The sequence below is a fragment of the Stenotrophomonas sp. 05L414_2 genome (assembly GCF_056397905.1).
This window is the reverse complement of the sequence record NZ_JBFTOJ010000025.1, coordinates 1-20,410: the sequence shown is the minus strand read 5'-3', so window position 1 is coordinate 20,410 and position 20,410 is coordinate 1. Positions and strand designations below refer to the sequence as shown.

Genomic DNA, 20,410 nt, shown 5'->3' with positions numbered 1-20,410 from the left:
CTGACTGCCGATGGATCAAACGCTGATCAACCGCATTGTCGAAGGTGCGCTGCTGGCCTCCARCCAGCCGCTCACCCTGGCCCAGCTGAAGGACCTGTTCCCGGAAGATGAGCCGGCACCACCGGGCAGCATCGAACGTGCGCTGGAACGGCTGCGCGAGGGCTGCCAGGACCGTGGCGTGGAACTGGTGGAGGTGGCTTCGGGCTTCCGCTACCAGGTGACCGCCGAAGTACATGGCTGGATCAGCCGGCTGTGGACYGAACGCAAGACCCGCTATACCCGCGCCACCCTGGAAACACTGGCCCTGATCGCCTACCGGCAGCCGATCACCCGTGGCGAGATCGAGCAGGTGCGCGGCGTGGCGGTCAGCAGTAACATCATCCAGGCCCTGGAGGAGCGCGAGTGGATCCGCGTGGTCGGCCACCGCGACGTGCCTGGCAAGCCTGCCCTGTTCGGCACCACCAAGGGCTTCTTGGACTACTTCGGGCTGAAACGCCTGGACGAACTGCCGCCCCTTTCCGAACTGAAGGACCTGGGCGACCTGGAACCGCAGCTGGCGCTGGATCGCGACGCACCCCTCGCCGCCARTGCCAACGGCCCGGACGTGAGCGCCGACCCGGACGCCGCTGCAAATGACGACCCTGGCACGACCGCCGGCGACACCCCCGATTCTGCCGACGCACTTCCTGCGGCGGCCGACGATGAGCAAGCACCTTCGCCCTCCGATGATGGGCACCCCGATTCCGCGCCGGGCGAGCGCGCGGTGACAGTGAACGAACGCGAAGACAACGCCGTCGCGAAGACGACCGTGGCTGTTGACCAAGCCGATTCCGAACCAGAGGCCGACCTCGAAACCGTCGGCCGGAGCAAAACTGATGAGTGACACCCCCCGCAAGCCCTCGTTGAACAAGCTTTCGCTCAAGCGCGAAGCCACGTCCGAACAGTTCAAGCTGGAAGAACGCCTGCACAAGGTCCTGGCCCAGGCCGGCCTCGGCTCGCGTCGTGCGCTGGAACAGCGCATTGCCGAAGGCCTGGTCAAGGTCAACGGTGAAGTCGCCCAGACCGGCATGTCGGTCAAGAGCGGCGACAGGATCGAACTCGACGGCCGCGGCTTCGTCGCCACTGCGCTGGCCGAGCCGTCGCGCGTGCTGGTCTACAACAAGCCGGAAGGCGAAGTGACCACGCGTGAAGACCCTGAAGGTCGCCCGACCGTGTTCGAATCCCTGCCGGCGCTGAAGGGTGCCCGCTGGATCGCCGTCGGCCGCCTGGACATCAACACCACCGGCCTGCTGCTGGCCACCACCGACGGTGAGCTGGCCAACGCCATGATGCACCCCTCCTTCGAGGTCGAGCGCGAGTACGTGGTGCGCGTGCGTGCCCCGGAAGGCGAGGACAAGGTGCCCGATGCCGTCGTCGACCGCCTCACCCGTGGTGTCGCACTGGAAGATGGCCCGGCCAAGTTCGATGAGATCGAACGTATCGGCGGCACCGATTCGCACGACTGGTTCCGCGTCGTGGTGAAGGAAGGCCGCAACCGCGAAGTGCGCCGCCTGTGGGAATCGCAGGGCTGCCAGGTCAGCCGCCTCAAGCGCACCCGCTACGGCAAGGTCAGCCTGCCGCGCGAACTGGCCCGCGGCCAGTCCGTCGAACTGCCGGGCAGCCAGGTCGAAGCGCTGCGCGCCGAACTGAAGCTGGAAGAAGGCGCGCCGTCGGCCCTGACCCTGCAGCCGGTGATCGGCCAGCGTCGTGCTGCCAAGACCACCGTGCGCGTACGCGAAGGTGGCCGCGGCAACGCTTACGTCAATGGTCACAACACCGCCGATGAAGGTCGCGAACTGCGTCGCTTCGACAACGTGCGCGAAGACCGCGGCCGCGGTCGCGGCGGCAAGGGTGGTGGTGGTTTCAAGGGCGGCCTGACCGTCAGCGGTGAAGCTGCTGCCAAGCAGTCGCAGCGCCCGTTCAAGCAGCGCGCGCCGAAGAACGACCGCTCGCTGCCGGAAGGCAACCCGGCCGCATTCCGTACCTGGTACGTGCCGGATGGCGTGAGCACCGGCCCGAGCGGCCACCGCAATGCCGGTCCGGGCGCTCGTGGCCCGGGTGCCCGTGGTCCGGGCGCAGGTGCAGGCGGCCAGGGCCGTCCGTACGGCAAGCCGAAGGGTCCGGGCGCAGGCGCCGGTGGCAGCCAGGGTCGTGGCGGCTACGGCGGTGAAGGTCGTGGTGGCTACGGTGGTGAAGGTCGCGGTGGCGCCGGTGGCGCAGGCGGCCAGGGTCGTCCGGCCGGTGCGGGCAACCGCTCGCAGGGCCAGGGCAACAAGCACCCGTACGGCCATCCGGGCAATGCCCCCAGCTTCCCGTCCGACCACGCCAATCCGGGCTTCAGCCCGTACGGCAGCTCGCGTCCGGCCGGCAACGGTCGTCCGGGCGGCAATGCGAATGCACGTCCGGGCGGCAACCGTGGTCCGGGTGGTCCGGGCGGCAATCGCGGCCCGGGTGGCCCCGGCGGCAACCGTGGTCCCGGCGGTCCGGGTGGCAACCGCGGCCCGGGTGGCCCCGGCGGCAACCGTGGCCCGGGTGGCCCGCGTCGCAGCGGCCCGCGCGGCGGCTGATCTCCACCTTCAATGAAGGACACAGCGATGACACGGATGTTGTCCCTCGGCGCCCGCATCGGCGCCGTGCTGGTGGCTCTGTTGCTGGTCGGCGGCTGCGAACGCGCTGCCGACCGGCTCAAGCAGGAAATCGCCGCCACGCAGAATCCCTGGCCGAAATCTTCGGCCCTGCACGATCCGGCCGACCGCATGCTGCGTCGGCTGATTGTCGATGAGCGCTATCTCACCCGCATCAAGCAGGCCGGCAGCAAGGACAAGGCTGCTGTCGCCGGTGCACAGCTTGCACTGGATGGCATCGGCCGCCTGCCCCGCCCCATGCTGGAGCGGCGTGCGCAGCTGCTGGCCGCAATGCTGCGCGGAATGCCGGTAGAGAAATGCGCACTGATCGCCCGCGCCACTACGGCGTCGGACATTGCGCAGGTAGGCAGGACCTTGTTCAACGAACTGGAGAAGCGTCCGTCGCAGGACATCGATTTCTGGTTCGAGATGAGCTACCAGGCCAGCCTCGCCGAGCTCGAACAGCGACCCGCAACCCCTGCCACTGAACAGCAGATTGCCGAGGCGACCGAGGCCCTGCTCGCCTCGATGGCTGACGAAAGCACGCGCGCGCGGGCCATGGCGGTACTGCCGCGGATGGACACCGCACCGGCTGCCGACGTCTGCTGGGCATCGCTGATGCTGCTCGATGCCGCGTCCAGCACCGTGCCCGAACCACATCGCGGCACATTGGCCTGGCTGATGGCCCAGCAGTAGACACGGCGACGGAAGCCGGGCCCGTGCGCCCGCTTCCCCGCGTTCGGCCGCGACCACTCCACTCTCACCCTGCCGCTCGAGCGCTTTCGGCGCGCTGGAACGCCGCAGGCGTGGTCGCGACCATGCTGCGGAAGAAGGCGATGAACGGACTCTCTGCCGAGAATCCAAGTTCCAGCGCCACGTGCGCGACACGATGGCCGAGCAGCAGCAGTTCCATGGCCCGCATCAACCGCCATTGCTGACGCCACGCCTGGTAGCCCATGCCGGTATCGCGTTGCATCAGGCGCCCGATCGTACGCACGCTCAGTCCGCTGCGCTGGGCCAGCTCGCCCAGTTCGGGCGGCAGCTGCTCGGCCACCGGCAGGCAGCGGGCGATGCGCGGGTCGCGCGGTAATGGCAGCTCCATCGGCTCCACCGGCGCAGCGGCAATCTCAAGCACGCACAGCGCCAGTTGATGCCCCGCTCGCGGCGCTTGCCAGTCATGTGCGAACGGCGCCTGCGCGATCGGCTCCAGCAGCGCCTGCAGCAGGGGACCGACACCAATGATTGCTGGCTGCTGCGGCAACTGCGCCGACAGCGTGGCATCGAAGTACAGCGACCGATAGTCCACCGCCTGTCGCATCTGCGCGCGGTGCAGCAGACCACCCGGAATCCACGCCGCGCGCGATGGCGGCAACAGGCTGATGCGATCGCCGAACGTCAGCCGCGTGCAACCGGCGCGCGTGTACAGCAGTTGCGAACGTGCGTGCTGGTGCCAACCGGAGTCATGCTCGGCCAGCGTGGCAGCGATACCGATCACCGGGGCGCTCCAGGCATCGGCATCGAAGCGAGCGTCGGGCTGCAGCCATGCCATGTCCGATTTCATCCATCTACTGTCGCAATCACTAGAGTGCGCCATCAGCACGGCCACGACAATGCGCGCCCCTGTTTCCGGAGCGCGCCGATGTCACCTCGCCTGCTGTCCCTCACCATTGCGCTGCTGATGTTTCCGCAGCTGGCGCAGACCCTGTACAGCCCGGCGCTGGCCGATCTGGCGCACCGCTTCACCCTGCCGGCCAGCGCTGCCAGCCAGGCGATGAGCCTGTACCTGCTGGGGTTCGCGCTGGGCGTCCTGCTGTGGGGAAGGCTGGCCGACCGCGTTGGCCGTCGCCCCGCCCTGCTGGGTGGCCTGTCCGTTTTCGTGCTGGCGGCACTGGGCGGATTGGCGGCCGGCACGTTCGGCCAGGTGCTGGCTGCGCAGATGCTGGCCGCCCTGGGCGCCGCCGCCGCCTCGGTGGTGACCCAGACCGTGCTGCGCGACCACCTTGAAGGGCCCGCGCTGGCGCAGGCGTTCTCCTGGATTGGCATGGCGCTGGCGCTGAGCCCGGCGATCGGGCTGGCACTGGGCTCGCTGCTGGTCGCTGCCGATGGCTATGCCGGCGTACAGGCCGGCCTGCTGCTGATCGCTGCATTGCTGATGCTGGGCTGCGTAACCGGGCTGCGTGAAAGCCGGCCCGCGCAGATCGCGCCCGTACCGCTGCGGCCCCTGCTGCGGCAACTGCTGGGCGACCGTTGGATCTGGTCGCACGCGCTGCTGGTCATGGCCTTCAACGTGGCCATGTACAGCTGGTACGCGCTGGGGCCGTTCGTGTTCGCACGCCTGCACTGGCCGGCCAGCTGGTTCGGCGCCAGCGGTGCGGTGCTGGCGCTGGGTTCGGCGTTGGGCGCGTGGGCCAATGGCCGCCTGTTGCGTGTCGGCGTCCCTGCGTTGACGCGCGTCCGCATTGCGGCATCGCTGGTACTGGCTGGTGGTGTCCTGGCCGCGCTGCTGCGCGGGCAACCGGTCATCGTGATGGCGATGCTGCCAGTCGTGGCGGGATTCGGCCTGGCCATCCCCAATGTGCTCGGGCAGGCACTACGCGGCTATGCACACTGCCTGGGCAGTGCCGGCGCCCTGTTCGGCCTGCTCTACTACCTGCTGATCGGCGCGGCGATGGCCGTTGTCGGCGCACTGCAGATGCTGGCGCCATCCATCATCGCCTGTGCACTGTTGGCGCTGTGGTTGCTGCGTCCGCGGAGCGCGCTGGCCTAGGAATTGCTGCAAACGCTCTGCACTGTGCGCCACTGCCGGAAACCGCGCGGCAGCGCTGGCTATGGTGCGTGTTCTCCGCAACCACGCAGATGTCGATGATCACCATCACCGCAGAACAGGCCCGCGCAAACGCTGACGCCGCCATTCGACCGATCGAGCAGTACTACAGGGATCTGGACAAATCGATCCAGGTCGGCTCGGAAAACGGCCGCCGTTACATCGTGTTCGGCTTCAACAAGGCGCTGGCCAGCGAGCGCCTCGTCGACGGCGTCGTCGAGCAACTGCTGCAGAACCGCTTCAGTGTCGAACGGCTGCCCAGCGACGCCGAGCAGCACTACATCCGCATCAGCTGGGAAGCCGGGGAGCCCTCCCGCCTCAACGCCGGCTGATGGTGAACGCCGCGCCGTCCACACCCAGGTCCCAGCCCTTGCCGGTACCGGACAGGGCCAGCGAGATATCGCCCTTGGTCATCACCTGCGCGTTGCTGGACTTCACCGCACCGGCATGCGCGCCGACCGAGGCGTAGGTGCCCAACAGCTCGCCGACGCTGCTGGCGCCGGTGAAGCTGCCACGGCCATCGGTGATCTTCGACTTGCCAACGGTCAGGCCGCCGCCCTTCAGCTGGATCCGCACCGGCATGCTGGAACCGTTGGTGCAGTGGATGGTGCCGTTGCCCGAGGCGGTCTTGTAGATCAGTGACCAGCCGGACAGGTTGTAGCGCAGCTGGCAGTCAAGGTTGCCACCGGCCTGCGCGGTCGGGGCCAGGGACGCTGCGGCCAGCGCCAGCAGCAGGGCAAACGGCTTGGTATTCATCGGCAGAACATCCACATCGGTCGGAATGTGGGCGAATCTAGCAGCGCGCGCGTGCACGTTGGATGCAGGCGCGCGCGGTGGGGCGGGAAGCGTTCAGCCGCCGTATCAGGCCTGCACATCCAGATGGAAGGCATCGGCATCGAGCATGGCCGGGAAGCGTGCACGATGCGAGGCCAGTGCTTCGGCGGAGATGGTGGTGGTCACCACCTGCTCGCGCTCGCGGATCTCCACCTGCGGCTGGCCGAGGAAGTCGATGACCGCGCTGTCGCCAGCGTAATGCAGCTGGTTGCCGTCCACGCCCACGCGGTTGACTGCGGCGACGAAACACAGGTTCTCGATCGCCCGCGCGCGCAGCAGGGTCTTCCACGCGTAGGCGCGCGCGGAAGGCCAGTTGGCGACGAAGATCTGCAGGTCGAAGTCCAGCTGTTCGGCTCGCTCGACGTTGTAGCGGTTGCGGCAGAACACCGGGAAACGCAGGTCGTAGCAGACCTGCGGATTGATCCGCCAGCCCTTCCATTCCACGCACAACCGGTCGCGGCCGGCGGCGTAGCGCTCGTGCTCGCCGCCGTAACGGAACAGGTGACGCTTGTCGTAGTACTGCAGGCCACCATCGGGGGTGGCGAACAGCAGGCGGTTGTAGACGCCCTCACCATCGCGCAGCTGCACGCTGCCGATCACTGCCGCATTCAAGGCTTTGGCCTGCGCGCGCACCCACGCCACGGTCGGGCCGTCCATGCCTTCGGCCTGGGCGATGGCTTCGTTTGAAAAGCCACTGGTGAAGGTTTCCGGCAGGATCACCAGATCGGTGGTGCCGGCCAGCGGCGCCAGCAGCGCGCCGTAGTATTCGCGGTTGCCGGCCGGGTCGTGCCAGCGGGTGTCGCCCTGGACGAGGGAAATGCGCAGGTCCTGCATGCTGTCTCCTCCGCTCACAGCAGGCGCAGGCGTTCGATCGCCGCGTCCAGGGTGGCCTCGTTCTTGGCGAAGCACAGGCGCACCAGGCGCTGGCCGACCGGCGCGGTTTCGTAGAACGGCGACAGCGGAATGGCGGTGACGCCCTTCTCGATGGTCAGCCACTTCACGAACTCATGGTCCGGCAGGTCACTGATGGCCGAATAGTCGACCAGCTGGAAGTAGCCGCCCGGCACCGGCAGCGCCTTCAGGCGGGTACCGGCCAGCTGCTCGCGGAAGCGGTCGCGCTTGGCTTCATAGAACGCGCCCAGTTGCAGATGATGCTGCGGCTCGTCGCGGATCATCGCAGCGAAACCGTACTGCGCCGGGCCGAAGCTGGTGAAGGTGTTGTACTGGTGCACCTTGCGGAACTCGGCGGTCATCGCCGCCGGCGCCACCGCATAACCGATCTTCCAGCCAGTGCAGTGATAGGTCTTGCCGAAGCTGGAGATGACGAAGGTGCGCTCGCGCAGTTCCGGGTAGCGCAGCGCCGATTCGTGGCGACGGCCGTCGTAGATGATGTGYTCGTACACTTCATCGGATATCAGGTAGATCTGCGTGCCGCGCAGTACATCGGCCAGCGCCTGCATGTCGGCCTCGTCCAGCATCGCGCCGGACGGGTTGTGCGGGGTGTTGACCATCAGCAGGCGGGTGCGCGGGGTGATCGCCGCGCGCACGCGGTCCCAGTCCACCGCGAAGGTCTGCGGGTCCAGCGGCACGTGCACGGCGGTGGCGCCGGCCAGTTCGATCGCCGGTTCATAGCAGTCGTAGGCCGGGTCGAGCACGATCACTTCCTCGCCGGCACGCACCACGGCGTGGATGGCGTTGAAGATCGCCTCGGTGGCGCCGCTGGTGACGGTGATCTCGGTGTCCGGATCGATCGTCGCGCCGTACAGGTCCAGCGACTTCTGCGCGATGGCCTGGCGCAGCGGTGCCACGCCGGTCATCGGCGGGTACTGGTTCAGGCCGGCGGCCATCGCCTTGCTGGTCTCGTCGATCAGGCGCTGCGGCGCGGAGAAATCCGGGAACCCCTGGCCGAGGTTGACCGCGCCGTGTTCGGCGGCGAGCTGGGACATCACGGTGAAGATCGTGGTACCGACCTTGGGCAGCTTGGTGTTCGGTTGCATCGGCCTGGGCTGTGGGGAAACAAGGGCTGGAAGTGTACGAAATCCCGACCCGGCCTGCGGCGCCGACGGTAGCGCCGGGTCATACCCGGCGGCTCTTTGCACATGCCGCACCGATGGCAAGCCGCGCTGCGTGCTCGCCGGGCACGGCCCGGCGCTACCGGGTCACATTCACCGCTACAATTGCTGCCGCACTCCCGCATGAAGACCCCTGCGCCTTGAACACCCCTGCATTGCTGGCCGCCAGCGGCCTGAGCTTCTCCCGCAATGACGAGCCGGTGTTCGGCCCGCTGGACTTCCACGTGGATGCCGGCGAGGCGCTGCTGGTGCAGGGCGGCAACGGTGCCGGCAAGACCACCCTGCTGCGCGTGCTGTCAGGCCTGGCGCGCCCGGGCGCGGGCCAGGTGCTGATCGACGGCAGGCCGGCCAGCAACGCCGAGCGTGCGCGCTATGTCGCCTACCTCAGCCACCTGCCGGCGCTGAAGCCGGACCTGGACACGCTGGAGAACCTGCATTTCCTCTGCGGCCTGCACGGCCGCCGCGCACGGCAGATGCCGGGCAATGCGCTGGCCATCGTCGGCCTGGCCGGCTACGAGGACACCCTTGTGCGGCACCTGTCGGCCGGACAGAAGCGGCGGCTTGCGCTGGCCCGCATCTGGCTGTCGCCGGCACCGCTGTGGCTGCTCGACGAACCCTATGCCAACCTCGACCTGGAAGGCATCAACCTGGTCAATCGGATGATTTCCGCACACCTGCGCAGTGGCGGCGCCGCCCTGGTCACCACGCATGGCGCCTATGCCGCCCCGCCGGTACGCACCCGCCAGCTCGATCTGGGGGGTGAAGCATGATCGCGCCAGGCACCGAACCAGGCCTGTGGCAGACCGCCCGCGCGCTGATTGCGCGCGACCTGCGCCTGCTCTGGCGGCGTCGCGGCGATGCCCTGCAGCCGGTGCTGTTCGCCCTGCTGGTGGTGGTGCTGTTCGCCCTGGCCCAGGGCCGGGACCCGCAGCCGCTGGCCGCCACCGCCGGTGCGGTGCTGTGGTTGGCGGTACTGCTGGCCGGGCAGCTGGCGCTGGATTCGCTGTTCCGCTCCGACGCCGAAGACGGTTCGCTCGAACAATGGCTGCTGGCGCCGGTGCCACTGGCGTGGCTGGTGCTGGTGCGGGTGCTGCTGCATTGGGCGACCACCGCCCTGCCACTGATCCTGCTGAGCCCGTTGCTGGCGGAAATGCTGCATCTGCCGCATGACCAGCTGCCGATGTTGCTGGCATCGTTGCTGCTGGGAACACCGTTGTTGAGCCTGATCGGTGGCGTGGTCGCTGCACTGACCGTCGGCATCCGGCGCTCTGGTATTCTCGTGGCGTTGCTGTCGTTGCCGTTGTACGTACCGGTGCTTGTCTTCGGTGCCGGCAGCCTGGCGGCAGCCAGCCGCGGGCAGGACCCGGTCGGTGCGCTGCTGATGCTGGGCGCTGGACTGGTGATCGCCCTGGTGCTGGCACCGCTGGCCACCGCTGCTGCGATCCGTATTTCTCTGAGTTGACCGAGCTGAGAGCCAATCCACCCCTGCTGGATAGCCGCCACGCATGAATCCGATCGTCCGCTGGTTCCATCAACTCGGTTCGCCCCCGACCTTCGATCGTTTCGCCGCACGCTGGTCCCGCGTGTTCTACGCTGCGGCGGTTCCGGTGCTGCTGATCGGCCTGTGGCAGGGCCTGTTCGTGGCACCGCCGGAACAGAACCAGCACGACGCCTTCCGCATCATCTACATCCATGTACCCAGCGCCTGGATGAGCCTGTTCGTGTTCGCGCTGATGGCCGCCTACGCCGCCATCGCGCTGATCTGGCGCATCAAGATCTGCGAGATCCTGGCGATGGCCTGTGCGCCGATGGGCGCCGGCTTCACCCTGATCACCCTGCTGACCGGCAGCATCTGGGGCAAGGGCACCTGGGGCACCTGGTGGGACTGGGACCCGCGCATGACCAGCGAGCTGATCCTGCTGTTCCTGTACCTGGGCGTGATCGGCCTGTACCACGCCATCGAAGACCGCCGCAGTGCCGCACGCGCGGCCGGCCTGCTGGCCATCGTCGGCGTGGGCCTGCTGCCGATCATCCGCTATTCGGTGGACTGGTGGGGCGCGCTGCACCAGCGCCAGTCGATCAACGTGTTCGGCGAGAACGCCGTGCGGCCGGAACTGATCGCCCCGCTGTGGTGGATGGTGGTGGCCACCAAACTGTGGTTCGTCGGCTCGCTGCTGGCCAAGGCGCGCGCCGACAACATCGCGCGCGAGGCCGGCAAGGCCTGGATCGGCGAGCGCTTCGGCACCGCGGATGGGGAGGCACGGCGATGACCCACCTGCCCTACCTCATCGCCGCCTTCGCGGTGTTCCTGCTGGTGCTGGCCTGCGATGCGCTGGGCTCGTGGCTGCGCCTGCGCAGCGCCCGACAGCTGGCGCAACGCCGCCAGCAGCGGCTGCAGGCGCGTGGCAACGCGTCGGCACCGGCGCCGCTTGCCACCGAGCTCAGCCGATGACGCCGGTACAGCGACGCCGCATGATCTGGGTGCTCCTGCTGTTGCTGGCCTCCGGGCTGGCCACCACGCTGGTGGCCTTCGCCCTGCAGCGCAACATCGCCTACCTGTACACGCCTTCGGAAGTGCTGCGCGGCGACGTGGATGCGCAGTCCCGCTTCCGCCTGGGTGGCATGGTGGTGAAGGGGTCCTTCGATCGACCCAGCGGCTCGCTGCAGGCCCACTTCGTGGTCACCGACGGCGATGCAACGCTCCCGGTCAGTACCGACCGCATCCTGCCGGACATGTTCCGCGAGGGGACCGCCGTGGTCGCCAGCGGTCGCCTGCAGGACGGTACCTTCGTCGCCGACGAGGTGCTGGCCAAGCACGATGAGAACTACGTGCCCAAGGAAGTGGCCGACAAGATGGGCGATGCGCATCGCAAGCACGATGTGCCGGTCACGGCGCCCGAGGCGCGCTGAGTGCTTCCCGAATTCGGTCAGATCCTCCTGCTGTGCGCGCTGCTGGCCTCGCTGCTGCAGGGGGTGCTGCCGCTGGTGGGCGCGCAGCGTGGCAATGACGCATGGATGGCCGTTGCCCGCCCGGCGGCCTTTGCCCAGCTGGTGCTGCTGGCCGGCGCCTTCGCCGTACTGACGGCGGCTTTCGTGCAACAGGATTTCTCGGTGCGCTACGTCGCCGAGAACTCCAATTCGCTGCTGCCGTTGATCTACCGCTATTCGGCGGTGTGGGGGGCGCACGAAGGCTCGCTGCTGATGTGGGCGCTGGTGCTGGCGCTGTGGACCGGTGCAGTGGCGCTGTTTTCGCGCCACCTGCCGGCACCGGTACAGGCGCGCGTGCTGGCGGTGATGGGCGTGGTCAGCGTCGGCTTCCTCGCCTTCCTGATCTTCACCTCCAATCCGTTCCTGCGCTTGAACCCGGTGCCACTGGAAGGCCGTGACCTCAACCCGTTGCTGCAGGATCCGGGGCTGATCATCCATCCGCCGATGCTGTACCTGGGCTACGTCGGCTTTGCGGTGCCGTTCGCCTTCGCCGTGGCGGCACTGCTGGAAGGCCGTGTCGATGCACGCTGGCAACGCTGGACCCGGCCCTGGACCAATGTCGCCTGGGGCTTCCTCACGCTGGGCATCGCACTGGGCAGCTGGTGGGCGTATTACGAGCTGGGCTGGGGCGGCTGGTGGTTCTGGGACCCGGTCGAGAACGCCAGCTTCATGCCCTGGCTGGTCGGCGCGGCGCTGATCCATTCGCAGGCGGTCACCGAAAAGCGTGGCACCTTCGGCAGCTGGACGCTGCTGCTGGCCATCGCGGCGTTCGCGCTGTCGCTGCTGGGCRCSTTCCTGGTSCGCTCCGGCGTGCTGACCAGCGTGCATTCGTTCGCGGCCGATCCCTCGCGTGGGCTGTTCATCCTGATCTTCCTGTCGGTGCTGGTGGGGGGCAGCCTGCTGCTGTATGCGCTGCGTGCGCCGCGGCTGGCCGTGGATGCCGGTGATCCGCGCCGTGGCTTCACCGCGACCTCGCGGGAAACCCTGCTGCTTGCCAACAACCTGCTGCTGGCCAGCGCCTGCGCGATGGTCCTGCTGGGCACCCTCTACCCACTGCTGGCCGATGCGCTGTCGCTGGGCAAGATCTCGGTGGGCCCACCGTACTTCGGCAGCCTGTTCCTGCTGCTGATGGCACCGATGGTGATGCTGCTGCCGTTCGGTCCGCTGGTGAAGTGGCAGCGCGACCAACCCTCGCGCGCACTGGCATTGCTGTTGCCATGGGCGGGGCTGGCTGTACTGCTTGGCGCCTGGGCCTGGTGGCAGGCGCCGCAGAATGGCTGGAAGGCCGGCATCGGCGTTGCGGCTGCGGCCTGGGTTGGGCTGGGCACCGCCCGGTTCGTCTGGCAGCGCCTGCGTGGCAATGGCCGCTTCACTGCCGAAATGCTTGGCATGATCGTCGCCCATGCCGGTGTCGCGGTGTTCCTGGCCGGCGCGCTGCTGGTGGAAGCATTGAACGTGCAGCGCGAAGTGGCGCTGTCGCCGGGCCAGCAGGTAGTGGTCGCCGGCCACGAAGTGCGCTTCGAGGGCGTGGACCACCGCGAAGGCCCCAATTTCATCGCTGATCGCGGCCATCTGCGGGTGCTGCGCGACGGTCGCGAGCTGGCCCTGCTGCATCCAGAGAAGCGCCAGTACGCCAGCGGCGGCCAGGTGATGACCGAAGCAGGCATCGATGCACGACTCAGCGGTGATGTCTACGTGGCATTGGGCGAGCCGCTGGGCAACAATGCATGGGCGGTACGGGTGCACATCAAGCCCTTCGTGCGCTGGATCTGGCTGGGCGCGCTGTTGATGGCCCTGGGCGGATTCATCACCGCTGCCGATCGCCGCTTTCGTCGTCCGTAGGAGTCCCCCATGTCCGAGTCACCCGCCCCACGCCCTTCCCGCCCGCTGCCGCCGGTAGCCATCGTGATCGGCGTCCTGTTCTTCTTCGGCCTGCTTGGCCTGATGATCTACGGGGTGATGAAATCGGGCGATCCGCAGCGCGACGTGCTGCCTTCGGCACTGATCGACAAGCCGGCGCCGGCGTTCGCGCTGCCGGTGCTGCATGACCCGCAGATGATCGTGCGCAGCGAGGAGCTGCGTGGCGCGCCGTACCTGCTCAACGTCTGGGGCAGCTGGTGCGCGGCCTGCCGTGAAGAACATCCGGTACTGACCCGCTTCGCCGAGAGCAAGCGCGTACGCGTGATCGGCTACAACTGGAAGGATGAACCGACCGACGCGCTGCACTGGCTGGAACAGCTGGGCAACCCGTTCATGGTCGTGTTGAGCGACATCGAAGGCCGCACCGCCATCGACTGGGGTGTGACGGCAGCACCGGAGACCTTCCTGGTCGATGGCAGTGGCATCGTGCGCTGGAAGTACAGCGGCGCGATGACCCAGCAGGTGGTCGATGAGAAGTTGATTCCGGCGCTGGAAAAGCTTGAAAAGGCCCAGGGCGATGCTGGCAATACCCTGCACGCCTCGCCGTAAGCGCATGCGCTGGCTGCTGCCGCTGCTGCTGGCGATGACCCTGGCGCTGCCAGACTCCGGCCTCGCCCAACAACCGGTGCATGATGCGCGGCCGCTGATGTTCCGCGATGCAGCCGAGGAGACGCGCTTCCACGACCTGGCTGCGCAGTTGCGCTGCGTGCAGTGCCAGAACCAGTCACTGGCCGATTCCAACGCGCAGATCGCGCAGGACCTGCGCCGCGAAGTGCTGCAGTTGATGCAGCAGGGCCTCGACGATGCGGCCATCAAGCAGTTCCTGGTCGCCCGCTATGGCGAGTTCGTGCTCTATCAACCGCCACTGCAACCGGGCACCTGGCTGCTGTGGGGCGGCCCGCTGCTGGTACTGGGTGGCGGCGCGCTGGTGGTGATGGGCATCGTCCGTCGCCGTAGTCGGCAGATGGATGCATCCGCTGCAGCGGACCCAACCGAGGGAGAGGACTGGTGACGCACTGGTTGCCGATGGTCGCCGCAGTGGCCGCTGCGCTGTTGGCGGCCGTGGTGCTGTGGCCGCTGCGCCAGCATGGCCGTCGCAGCTTCGTGCTGGGGGTGGTGGCACTGGGCGTGGCCGGTGCCTGCCTGTATCTGCTGGTCGGCAATCCCCGCGCCGCACAGGTGCAGCCTGCGCCTTCGGTCGCCACGTTGCGTGACGGTGTAGAGGCGCTGCAGCAGGCGCTGCAGCGTGACCCGCAACGCGCCGATGGCTGGGCGCTGCTGGGTCGTTCGCAGGCCGAGCTTGGCAATGCCGCCGCCGCGGCCGACGCCTTCAACCGCGCCGCAGCACTGGCACCGGACGAACCGGGCGTGCTGGTCGAGGCCGCGCAGGCACGCGCCCAGGCCGATCCTGGCAAGCAGTTCGATGACACCGCGCTGGCATGGCTGCAGCGCGCACGTACCTTGTCGCCCGACGCCGAACGCGCAAGCTGGCTGCTTGGCATTGCCCTGCGCCAGCGGGGCCGCAATGCCGAGGCCGCCGAACTCTGGAGCACGCTGCTGCCACGCCTGGAGCCGGGTGCCGCGCAGGCGCTGCAGGCACAGATCGCCATCGCCCGCGAGGCGGCCGGCCAGCCGTCGCACGCACCGGCCGCCGCCCCCGCGCTGCTGCAGGTACGGGTGCAGCTGCCCGCATCGTTGAAGGCGGGTAACTGGCCGGCCAGCACCCAGGTCTTCGTGCTGGCGCGCGCTGTGGGCGGCCCGCCGATGCCGGTGGCTGCACGCAAGCTGCCCCTGGCCGGCTTCCCTGCAACGGTCGGCCTCGGCGACGGCGACAGCCCGATGCCTACCGCACCGTTGTCGGCACATCGCGAAGTGGAAGTACTGGCGCGCATTTCGCGCAGCGGCAGCGCCAACCGCAGCGAAGACGACCTGCAGACCGCCCCGGTCAAGGTCAGCCTGCCGCATGACGGTGTGGTTGAGCTGCAGTTCCCGTAACGTACACGCGCCGCTGCGCTCGCCGGGCCATGCCCGGCGGATTCACGCTCAGCCCGTTGATGGAAACCAGCGTGTCGCCAGCTGTACACGCCGCCCCGCTAGAATGGCCGCATGACCGAATTCATTCCTCCGGGCACCCGCTTCCATGCCCTGCCCTCGCCCTTTCCGTGCAAACGCGGCGGTGTCCTGCACGGCGCGCACGTGGCCTACGAGACCTGGGGCGCGCTGGACGAAGAGGCCAGCAACGCGATCCTGATCGTCACCGGCCTGTCGCCGGATGCGCATGCCGCGGCCAACGAAGCCAACCCTGCGCCAGGCTGGTGGGAGGCCATGCTCGGCCCCGGCAAACCGATCGATACCGACCGCTGGTTCGTGGTGTGCGTCAACTCGCTGGGCAGCTGCAAGGGCTCCACCGGCCCTGCCTCGATCAATCCGGCCAACGGCGAGCTGTATCGCCTGGATTTCCCGGAACTGTCCATCGAAGACGGCGCACGCGCGGCGATCGACGTGGTGCGCGCACTGGGCATCGGACAACTCGCCTGCGTGATCGGCAATTCGATGGGCGGGATGACGGCGCTGGCGGTGTTGCTGCTGCACCCGGGCATCGCCCGCAGCCATATCAACATTTCCGGCAGCGCGCAGGCCCTGCCGTTCTCGATCGCCATCCGTTCGCTGCAGCGCGAAGCGATCCGCCTGGACCCGCGCTGGAACGGTGGCCACTACGACAATGAGGCATACCCGGAATCGGGCATGCGCATGGCACGCAAGCTGGGCGTGATCACCTACCGCTCGGCGCTGGAATGGGATGGCCGCTTCGGTCGCGTGCGGCTGGATTCAGACCAGACCGACGATGATCCATTCGGCCTGGAATTCCAGGTCGAGAGCTATCTGGAAGGCCATGCGCGCCGGTTCGTGCGTTTCTTCGACCCCAACTGCTATCTGTACCTGAGCCGCTCRATGGACTGGTTCGATCTGGCCGAGTATGGCGATGGCGATGTGCTGGCCGGACTGGCCAGCATCCGCGTCGGCAAGGCACTGGCGATCGGCGCCAACACCGACATCCTGTTCCCTGTACAGCAGCAGCAACAGGTCGCCGATGGCCTGCGCGCTGGTGGCGCGGACGCGCGTTTCATCGGCCTGGAATCGCCCCAGGGTCATGACGCGTTCCTGGTCGACTTCGAACGTTTCGGCCCGGCCGTGCGCGGCTTCCTCGACGAACTGTAGTGGCGTGGCGGCGCAATCTCGCACTGGCCGCGTTCGGTGCGTTGATCGGCTTGACCGCAACCGGCGTGTTTCCGCTCTGGCTGGGCGCATGGTGCGTGCTGGCCAGTGCGGTGTCGTTCGGCCTGTATGGGCACGACAAGCGCGCAGCGCAGCGAAAACAGCAGAGGACGCCCGAACGCACGCTGCAGCTGCTGGCCTTTGCCGGCGGCTGGCCCGGCGCGCTGCTCGGCCAGGCGCTGTTCCGCCATAAACATCGCAAGGCGCCGTTCCAGTGGGTGTTCTGGTTATGCGTGCTGGCCAACGTGGCCTCGATCGCGGTGATGCTGCGCGCGTTTTCGCGGTAGCTGCCCTGTAGATCCACGCCACGCGTGGATATGCCGACCAAGGTCGGCATCTACCGAAGCGGTTCGCGGACCAGCACCCCGTCCACCAACCGGTACTGCACATCCACCACACCCGCGGGCAGGTCATCGTGGGTGATCATCAGCAGGCTGCGCCCTTCCAGCAGTGCTGGCAGGTCCTGCAGCAGCGCGCGCGCGGTATCCACGTCCAGGCCTTCGGTGGGCTCATCCACCAGCAGGATCGGCGCATTGCGCAGCAGCGCGCGGGCCAGCGCCAGGCGACGCGCCTGGCCGGCCGACATCGTTGCGCCGTTCTCGCCCACCCACGCCTGCAGGCCGCCGTTGCGCTCGGCCCATTCACCCAGCCGTACCCGTTGCAGCACCGCCCACAACGCTTCGTCGCTGGCCTCGGGATCGCCCAGCCGCAGGTTCGCGGCCACGCTGCCGGCAAACACCGGCGCGTTCTGCGGCAGCCACGCCAGGTGCCGGTGCCAGTCGGCCTGGGCGACATCGCGCAGGTCCTGGCCACCGTAGGTCAGCCGCCCCTGCTGCGGATCCCACAGCCGCAGCAGCAGGCTCGACAAGGTGGTCTTGCCGCTGCCGCTGTCGCCACGGATGGCGATGCGCTCGCCCGGTGCCAGCGTCAGCTGCAGGCCACGCAGCACCGGCCGTGCGGCGCCCGGCCACTGGAAGTGCACATCGTCCCAATGCACGGTCGCCGCCGGCGCCAGCGGCTGCGACGACACCGGCTCCTGCACCGAAGGTGCCTGCTCGACGATGCCCTGCAGGCGCGCGGCCGCAATGCGGCCCGATTGCAGCGACTGCCAGGCCAGGCCCATGCCCGCCCACAGTTCGATCATCGCCACGGTCAGGAACACCAGCCCGGCGGCCATTTCCGGCGCGATGCGCTGTTGTTCGGCCGCATGCAGCGCCAGTGCCAGCATCGCTACCAGGCCGAGCCCGGCCAGCACACCATGCAGCGTTGATGCAGCGATCAGCCGCAGGCGTCGACGACGATCGCGCGAGGCCACCTGCTTGGCCGCCACCCGCACCTTCAACTGCCAGGCATTGCCAGCGTTGAGCGCGGCCAGATCAGCCGCCCCTTCCAGCCCCTCGAATGCCGCCGTGCGCAACGCTGCGCGATGTGCGGCGCGGTCGGCCTCTTCGCTGTCATGGCCCCTCACGCCCAGCCACGGCACGCCAATGCCGATCAGCAACGCCAGTACCGCCAGCAGCACCGCTGCCGATGGCAGGATCAACGCTGCCGAGCCCACGCCCACCAACGTCAACGCGCCCAGCGCCAGCAACGGGCCGATGGCACGCACCAGCAGGCCATCGATTTCGCCGATGTCACCCAGCAGCCGCGCCAGCAGATCGCCGGTGCGGGTTGCGCCCAACCGTGCCGGAGCCAGTGGCAGCGCGCGGCGGAAGAACCATACGCGCAGGTCGCGGGCGATGCGCAGGGTGGCGTCATGCCCCACCAGCTTTTCGAAGTAGCGCGATGCGATGCGCGCCATGGTCAGGCCGCGGATGCCGGCCGACGGAGTGAAGAAATTGAAGCCCTGGCCAAGGCCCGCTGCACCGGCCAGCGCTGCAGCAGTGAGGAAGCCACCAGACAGGCCCAGCAGGGCGGTGCCGGCCAGCATCGTGGTCCACAGCAGCAGCACTGCCAGCAGCAGGCGCGGGCGATGACGCAGGAATACCGTGCGCAGCGAATCGGCAGAGCGGCTCATGCGCGTACCGCCTGCGCCGGCTCAACCAGGCGTCCTTCGGGCAACAGCAGGCAGCGGTCGGCCCAGGCGATCACCGCCGGGCTGTGGGTGGCCACCACCACGCTGCGTCCGCGCGCATAGGCGGCCAGGCTGCGCAGCAGCGCTGCTTCGGTTTCGGCATCGAGAAACGCGGTCGGCTCGTCCAGCAGCAGCACCTGCGGATCGCGCAGCAGCAGGCGCGCCAGGCCGATGCGACGTGCTTCGCCACCGGACAGGCCAAAGCCGCGCTCGCCGATCAGCGTATCCAGCCCCTGCGGCAGGCGCTGTGCGAACTGCAGCACCTGGGCGGCTTCGGCAACGGCGCGCAGGCGCGCGTCGCTGGCACCGGGATCGGCCAGGCGCAGGTTCTCGGCGATGGTGCCGTGGAACAGATAGGGGCGCTGGCTGGCATAGGCCACCTGCAGCCCCGGCCGCAACTGCACCCGGCCAGCACGCGGCGGCAGCCAACCGGCCAGCGCTTCCAGCAACGTGCTCTTGCCGCTGCCACTGGGGCCGACCAGGGCCAGACGCTGGCCCGGTTCCAGCTGCAGGTCCAGGTTCTGCAGCACATCGTGCGCAGCGCCCAACGGACGCAATACCAGACCGTGCGCCTGCAGTGGCGGCAACGCGGCCTCGGCAGGCTCCGGCGTCAGCGGCACAGTGCCGTCGATTGTGCTGGCCTCCTCTTCCGGCAGCGCCTGCAGCAGGCGCTCCACCTCGGCGGCGGCGGCCAGTGCATTGGCGCGGTCGTGATAGTGCGCGGCCAGGCGCCGCAACGGTGCGTAGAACTCCGGTGCCAGCAGCAGGCAGAACAGGCCCGCCCCCAGCGTCGGCACGGTCGCATGCAGCGACATCAGGCCCAGATAGCTCAGGCCCAGATACAACGCGACCATCGCCACGCTGACCGAGGCAAAGAATTCCAGCACGGTGGACGACAGGAAGGCGATGCGCAGCACCTTCATCGTGCGCACGCGCACACCTTCTGCCGCGGCCTCGATGCCGGCCAGTTCGGCTTCCCCACGGCCATACAGGCGCAGCAGGCCCAGGCCCTTGATGCGATCGGCGAAGTGCCCGCTCATCCGCGCCAGCTCGCCCAGCTGCGCGCGCCCGGCGGCTTCGGCGCCCCAGCCCACCAGCATCATGAAAAACGGCACCAGCGGTGCAGTGAACAGCAGGATCAGTGCAACCACCCAATCGACCCAGGCCACAGCAGCCAGGATCAACAACGGCACCACCACCACTTCGGTACGCACCGGCAGGAAACCACTGTAGTAGTTCTCGATCGCATCGCCGTGATGCAGCATCAACTCGCCCAGTTCACCGGTACGGCGCTGCCGAAGYCACAATGGGCCGTGCCCGAGCAGACGCGCGAAGACACGCTCGCGCAGGGACAGGCGTGCGGCATCGGCAACGTCACCGGCCGCAGCCTGGGTGGCACTGCCCAGCAGGGTGCGCACGACAAGGATCACCGCCAACGCGGCCAGCACCGGCAGGCCCTGGGCCAGCGGCACGCGCTCGACCAGCACCTGCTGCACCAGCCAGGCGATGGCGGCAGCTTGAGCGATCAACAGCGCACCGGACACGCTGATGCACAGCGACGCCAGCCGCTGCCGCCCCTTCGCGGCACGGGCCAGATCGGCCAGCCAGGCGGTACGCACACGCCGCAGGCGGGTCGATTCTTCATCCCGATCAGGGGCGTCAGCGGTCGGTTCGGGAGCGCTCAAGGCTCTTCACAGGCAGCAGGGGGATGGACGGCATTGTAGGCGAGGCTGTTGCCTGCGCCTACAAGCGCCTACAA

The 20,410-nt window shown here is 68.4% G+C and carries 22 protein-coding genes; 16 read left to right on the top strand and 6 right to left on the bottom strand.

Annotated features, from left to right (window positions below; translation table 11 throughout):
* The first annotated feature begins 10 nt into the window (after positions 1-10).
* The 3 genes from scpB to AC1DJN_RS05580 are packed head-to-tail and all read left to right on the top strand — an operon-like array spanning position 11 to position 3,359.
* Positions 11-883, top strand: coding sequence for an SMC-Scp complex subunit ScpB (gene scpB, locus AC1DJN_RS05590; RefSeq protein ID WP_478038960.1), 873 nt, complete (start codon positions 11-13; stop codon positions 881-883).
* Positions 876-2,606 carry a pseudouridine synthase gene (locus tag AC1DJN_RS05585; RefSeq protein WP_032978780.1) on the top strand — a complete coding sequence of 577 codons (1,731 nt, stop codon included), beginning with the start codon at positions 876-878 and terminating at the stop codon, positions 2,604-2,606. Before scpB ends, AC1DJN_RS05585 begins: the two co-directional genes overlap by 8 nt.
* 27 nt (positions 2,607-2,633) lie before the next feature.
* The gene (locus AC1DJN_RS05580) at positions 2,634-3,359 is read left to right on the top strand and encodes a hypothetical protein (RefSeq protein WP_133119351.1); all 726 of its coding nucleotides are present in this window, start codon (positions 2,634-2,636) and stop codon (positions 3,357-3,359) included.
* A 64-nt stretch (positions 3,360-3,423) separates the two neighbouring features.
* On the opposite strand, the gene AC1DJN_RS05575 is transcribed toward AC1DJN_RS05580, so the two are convergent.
* A complete protein-coding gene (locus AC1DJN_RS05575; protein WP_025876489.1) occupies positions 3,424-4,212 on the bottom strand; it encodes an AraC family transcriptional regulator in 789 nt (262 codons plus the stop codon).
* Between the two features lie 90 nt (positions 4,213-4,302).
* On the opposite strand from AC1DJN_RS05575, the gene AC1DJN_RS05570 reads away from it, so the two are divergent.
* Both AC1DJN_RS05570 and AC1DJN_RS05565 read left to right on the top strand, forming a co-directional pair.
* Positions 4,303-5,430 (top strand): MFS transporter, encoded by a 1,128-nt coding sequence (locus tag AC1DJN_RS05570; protein ID WP_282280565.1) that lies wholly within the window; start codon positions 4,303-4,305, stop codon positions 5,428-5,430.
* A gap of 95 nt (positions 5,431-5,525) precedes the next feature.
* Complete coding sequence (locus AC1DJN_RS05565; RefSeq protein WP_088101761.1) at positions 5,526-5,819, top strand: hypothetical protein; 294 nt, start codon at positions 5,526-5,528, stop codon at positions 5,817-5,819.
* Here AC1DJN_RS05565 and AC1DJN_RS05560 read toward each other — a convergent pair.
* The 3 genes from AC1DJN_RS05560 to AC1DJN_RS05550 form a co-directional block, all read right to left on the bottom strand.
* A complete protein-coding gene (locus AC1DJN_RS05560) occupies positions 5,806-6,243 on the bottom strand; it encodes a hypothetical protein (RefSeq protein WP_025876484.1) in 438 nt (145 codons plus the stop codon). The genes AC1DJN_RS05565 and AC1DJN_RS05560 overlap by 14 nt on opposite strands.
* A gap of 105 nt (positions 6,244-6,348) precedes the next feature.
* Positions 6,349-7,155, bottom strand: coding sequence for an amidohydrolase (locus tag AC1DJN_RS05555; RefSeq protein ID WP_032978771.1), 807 nt, complete (start codon positions 7,153-7,155; stop codon positions 6,349-6,351).
* 14 nt (positions 7,156-7,169) lie between these two features.
* A complete protein-coding gene (locus AC1DJN_RS05550) occupies positions 7,170-8,318 on the bottom strand; it encodes a pyridoxal phosphate-dependent aminotransferase (RefSeq protein ID WP_032978768.1) in 1,149 nt (382 codons plus the stop codon).
* Between the two features lie 113 nt (positions 8,319-8,431).
* Here AC1DJN_RS05550 and ccmA point away from each other — a divergent pair, with 113 nt between their 5' ends.
* The 11 genes from ccmA (at position 8,432) to AC1DJN_RS05495 (ending at position 16,864) form a co-directional block, all read left to right on the top strand.
* Positions 8,432-9,163, top strand: a complete 732-nt coding sequence (gene ccmA, locus AC1DJN_RS05545; protein ID WP_442251540.1) for a heme ABC exporter ATP-binding protein CcmA — start codon at positions 8,432-8,434, stop codon at positions 9,161-9,163.
* Positions 9,160-9,855, top strand: coding sequence for a heme exporter protein CcmB (gene ccmB, locus AC1DJN_RS05540; RefSeq protein ID WP_025876478.1), 696 nt, complete (start codon positions 9,160-9,162; stop codon positions 9,853-9,855). The genes ccmA and ccmB overlap by 4 nt, the downstream gene beginning before the upstream one ends.
* Positions 9,856-9,898: 43 nt before the next feature.
* Positions 9,899-10,663: a heme ABC transporter permease CcmC gene (gene ccmC, locus AC1DJN_RS05535; RefSeq protein WP_025876477.1), complete on the top strand. Its 765-nt coding sequence runs from the start codon at positions 9,899-9,901 to the stop codon at positions 10,661-10,663.
* The gene (gene ccmD, locus AC1DJN_RS05530; RefSeq protein WP_025876476.1) at positions 10,660-10,845 is read left to right on the top strand and encodes a heme exporter protein CcmD; all 186 of its coding nucleotides are present in this window, start codon (positions 10,660-10,662) and stop codon (positions 10,843-10,845) included. Before ccmC ends, ccmD begins: the two co-directional genes overlap by 4 nt.
* Positions 10,842-11,303 (top strand): cytochrome c maturation protein CcmE, encoded by a 462-nt coding sequence (gene ccmE, locus AC1DJN_RS05525; protein ID WP_025876474.1) that lies wholly within the window; start codon positions 10,842-10,844, stop codon positions 11,301-11,303. Before ccmD ends, ccmE begins: the two co-directional genes overlap by 4 nt.
* Positions 11,304-13,223: a heme lyase CcmF/NrfE family subunit gene (locus AC1DJN_RS05520; protein ID WP_478038959.1), complete on the top strand. Its 1,920-nt coding sequence runs from the start codon at positions 11,304-11,306 to the stop codon at positions 13,221-13,223.
* A 9-nt stretch (positions 13,224-13,232) separates the two neighbouring features.
* A complete protein-coding gene (locus AC1DJN_RS05515) occupies positions 13,233-13,850 on the top strand; it encodes a DsbE family thiol:disulfide interchange protein (protein ID WP_025876469.1) in 618 nt (205 codons plus the stop codon).
* A 4-nt stretch (positions 13,851-13,854) separates the two neighbouring features.
* Positions 13,855-14,313 (top strand): cytochrome c-type biogenesis protein, encoded by a 459-nt coding sequence (locus AC1DJN_RS05510; RefSeq protein ID WP_442251539.1) that lies wholly within the window; start codon positions 13,855-13,857, stop codon positions 14,311-14,313.
* On the top strand, positions 14,307-15,296 hold the full coding sequence (locus AC1DJN_RS05505; RefSeq protein WP_312963818.1) for a tetratricopeptide repeat protein: 990 nt from the start codon (positions 14,307-14,309) through the stop codon (positions 15,294-15,296). The genes AC1DJN_RS05510 and AC1DJN_RS05505 overlap by 7 nt, the downstream gene beginning before the upstream one ends.
* 111 nt (positions 15,297-15,407) lie before the next feature.
* Positions 15,408-16,520, top strand: coding sequence for a homoserine O-acetyltransferase MetX (metX, locus tag AC1DJN_RS05500; RefSeq protein WP_099784813.1), 1,113 nt, complete (start codon positions 15,408-15,410; stop codon positions 16,518-16,520).
* The gene (locus AC1DJN_RS05495; protein WP_025876461.1) at positions 16,520-16,864 is read left to right on the top strand and encodes a DUF1294 domain-containing protein; all 345 of its coding nucleotides are present in this window, start codon (positions 16,520-16,522) and stop codon (positions 16,862-16,864) included. The genes metX and AC1DJN_RS05495 overlap by 1 nt, the downstream gene beginning before the upstream one ends.
* 50 nt (positions 16,865-16,914) lie before the next feature.
* Here the strand turns inward: AC1DJN_RS05495 and cydC are convergent, their stop codons facing one another.
* Positions 16,915-18,594, bottom strand: coding sequence for a thiol reductant ABC exporter subunit CydC (gene cydC, locus AC1DJN_RS05490; protein ID WP_442251538.1), 1,680 nt, complete (start codon positions 18,592-18,594; stop codon positions 16,915-16,917).
* Positions 18,591-20,336 (bottom strand): thiol reductant ABC exporter subunit CydD, encoded by a 1,746-nt coding sequence (cydD, locus tag AC1DJN_RS05485; RefSeq protein WP_478038958.1) that lies wholly within the window; start codon positions 20,334-20,336, stop codon positions 18,591-18,593. The genes cydC and cydD overlap by 4 nt, the downstream gene beginning before the upstream one ends.
* Positions 20,337-20,410: the final 74 nt, after the last annotated feature.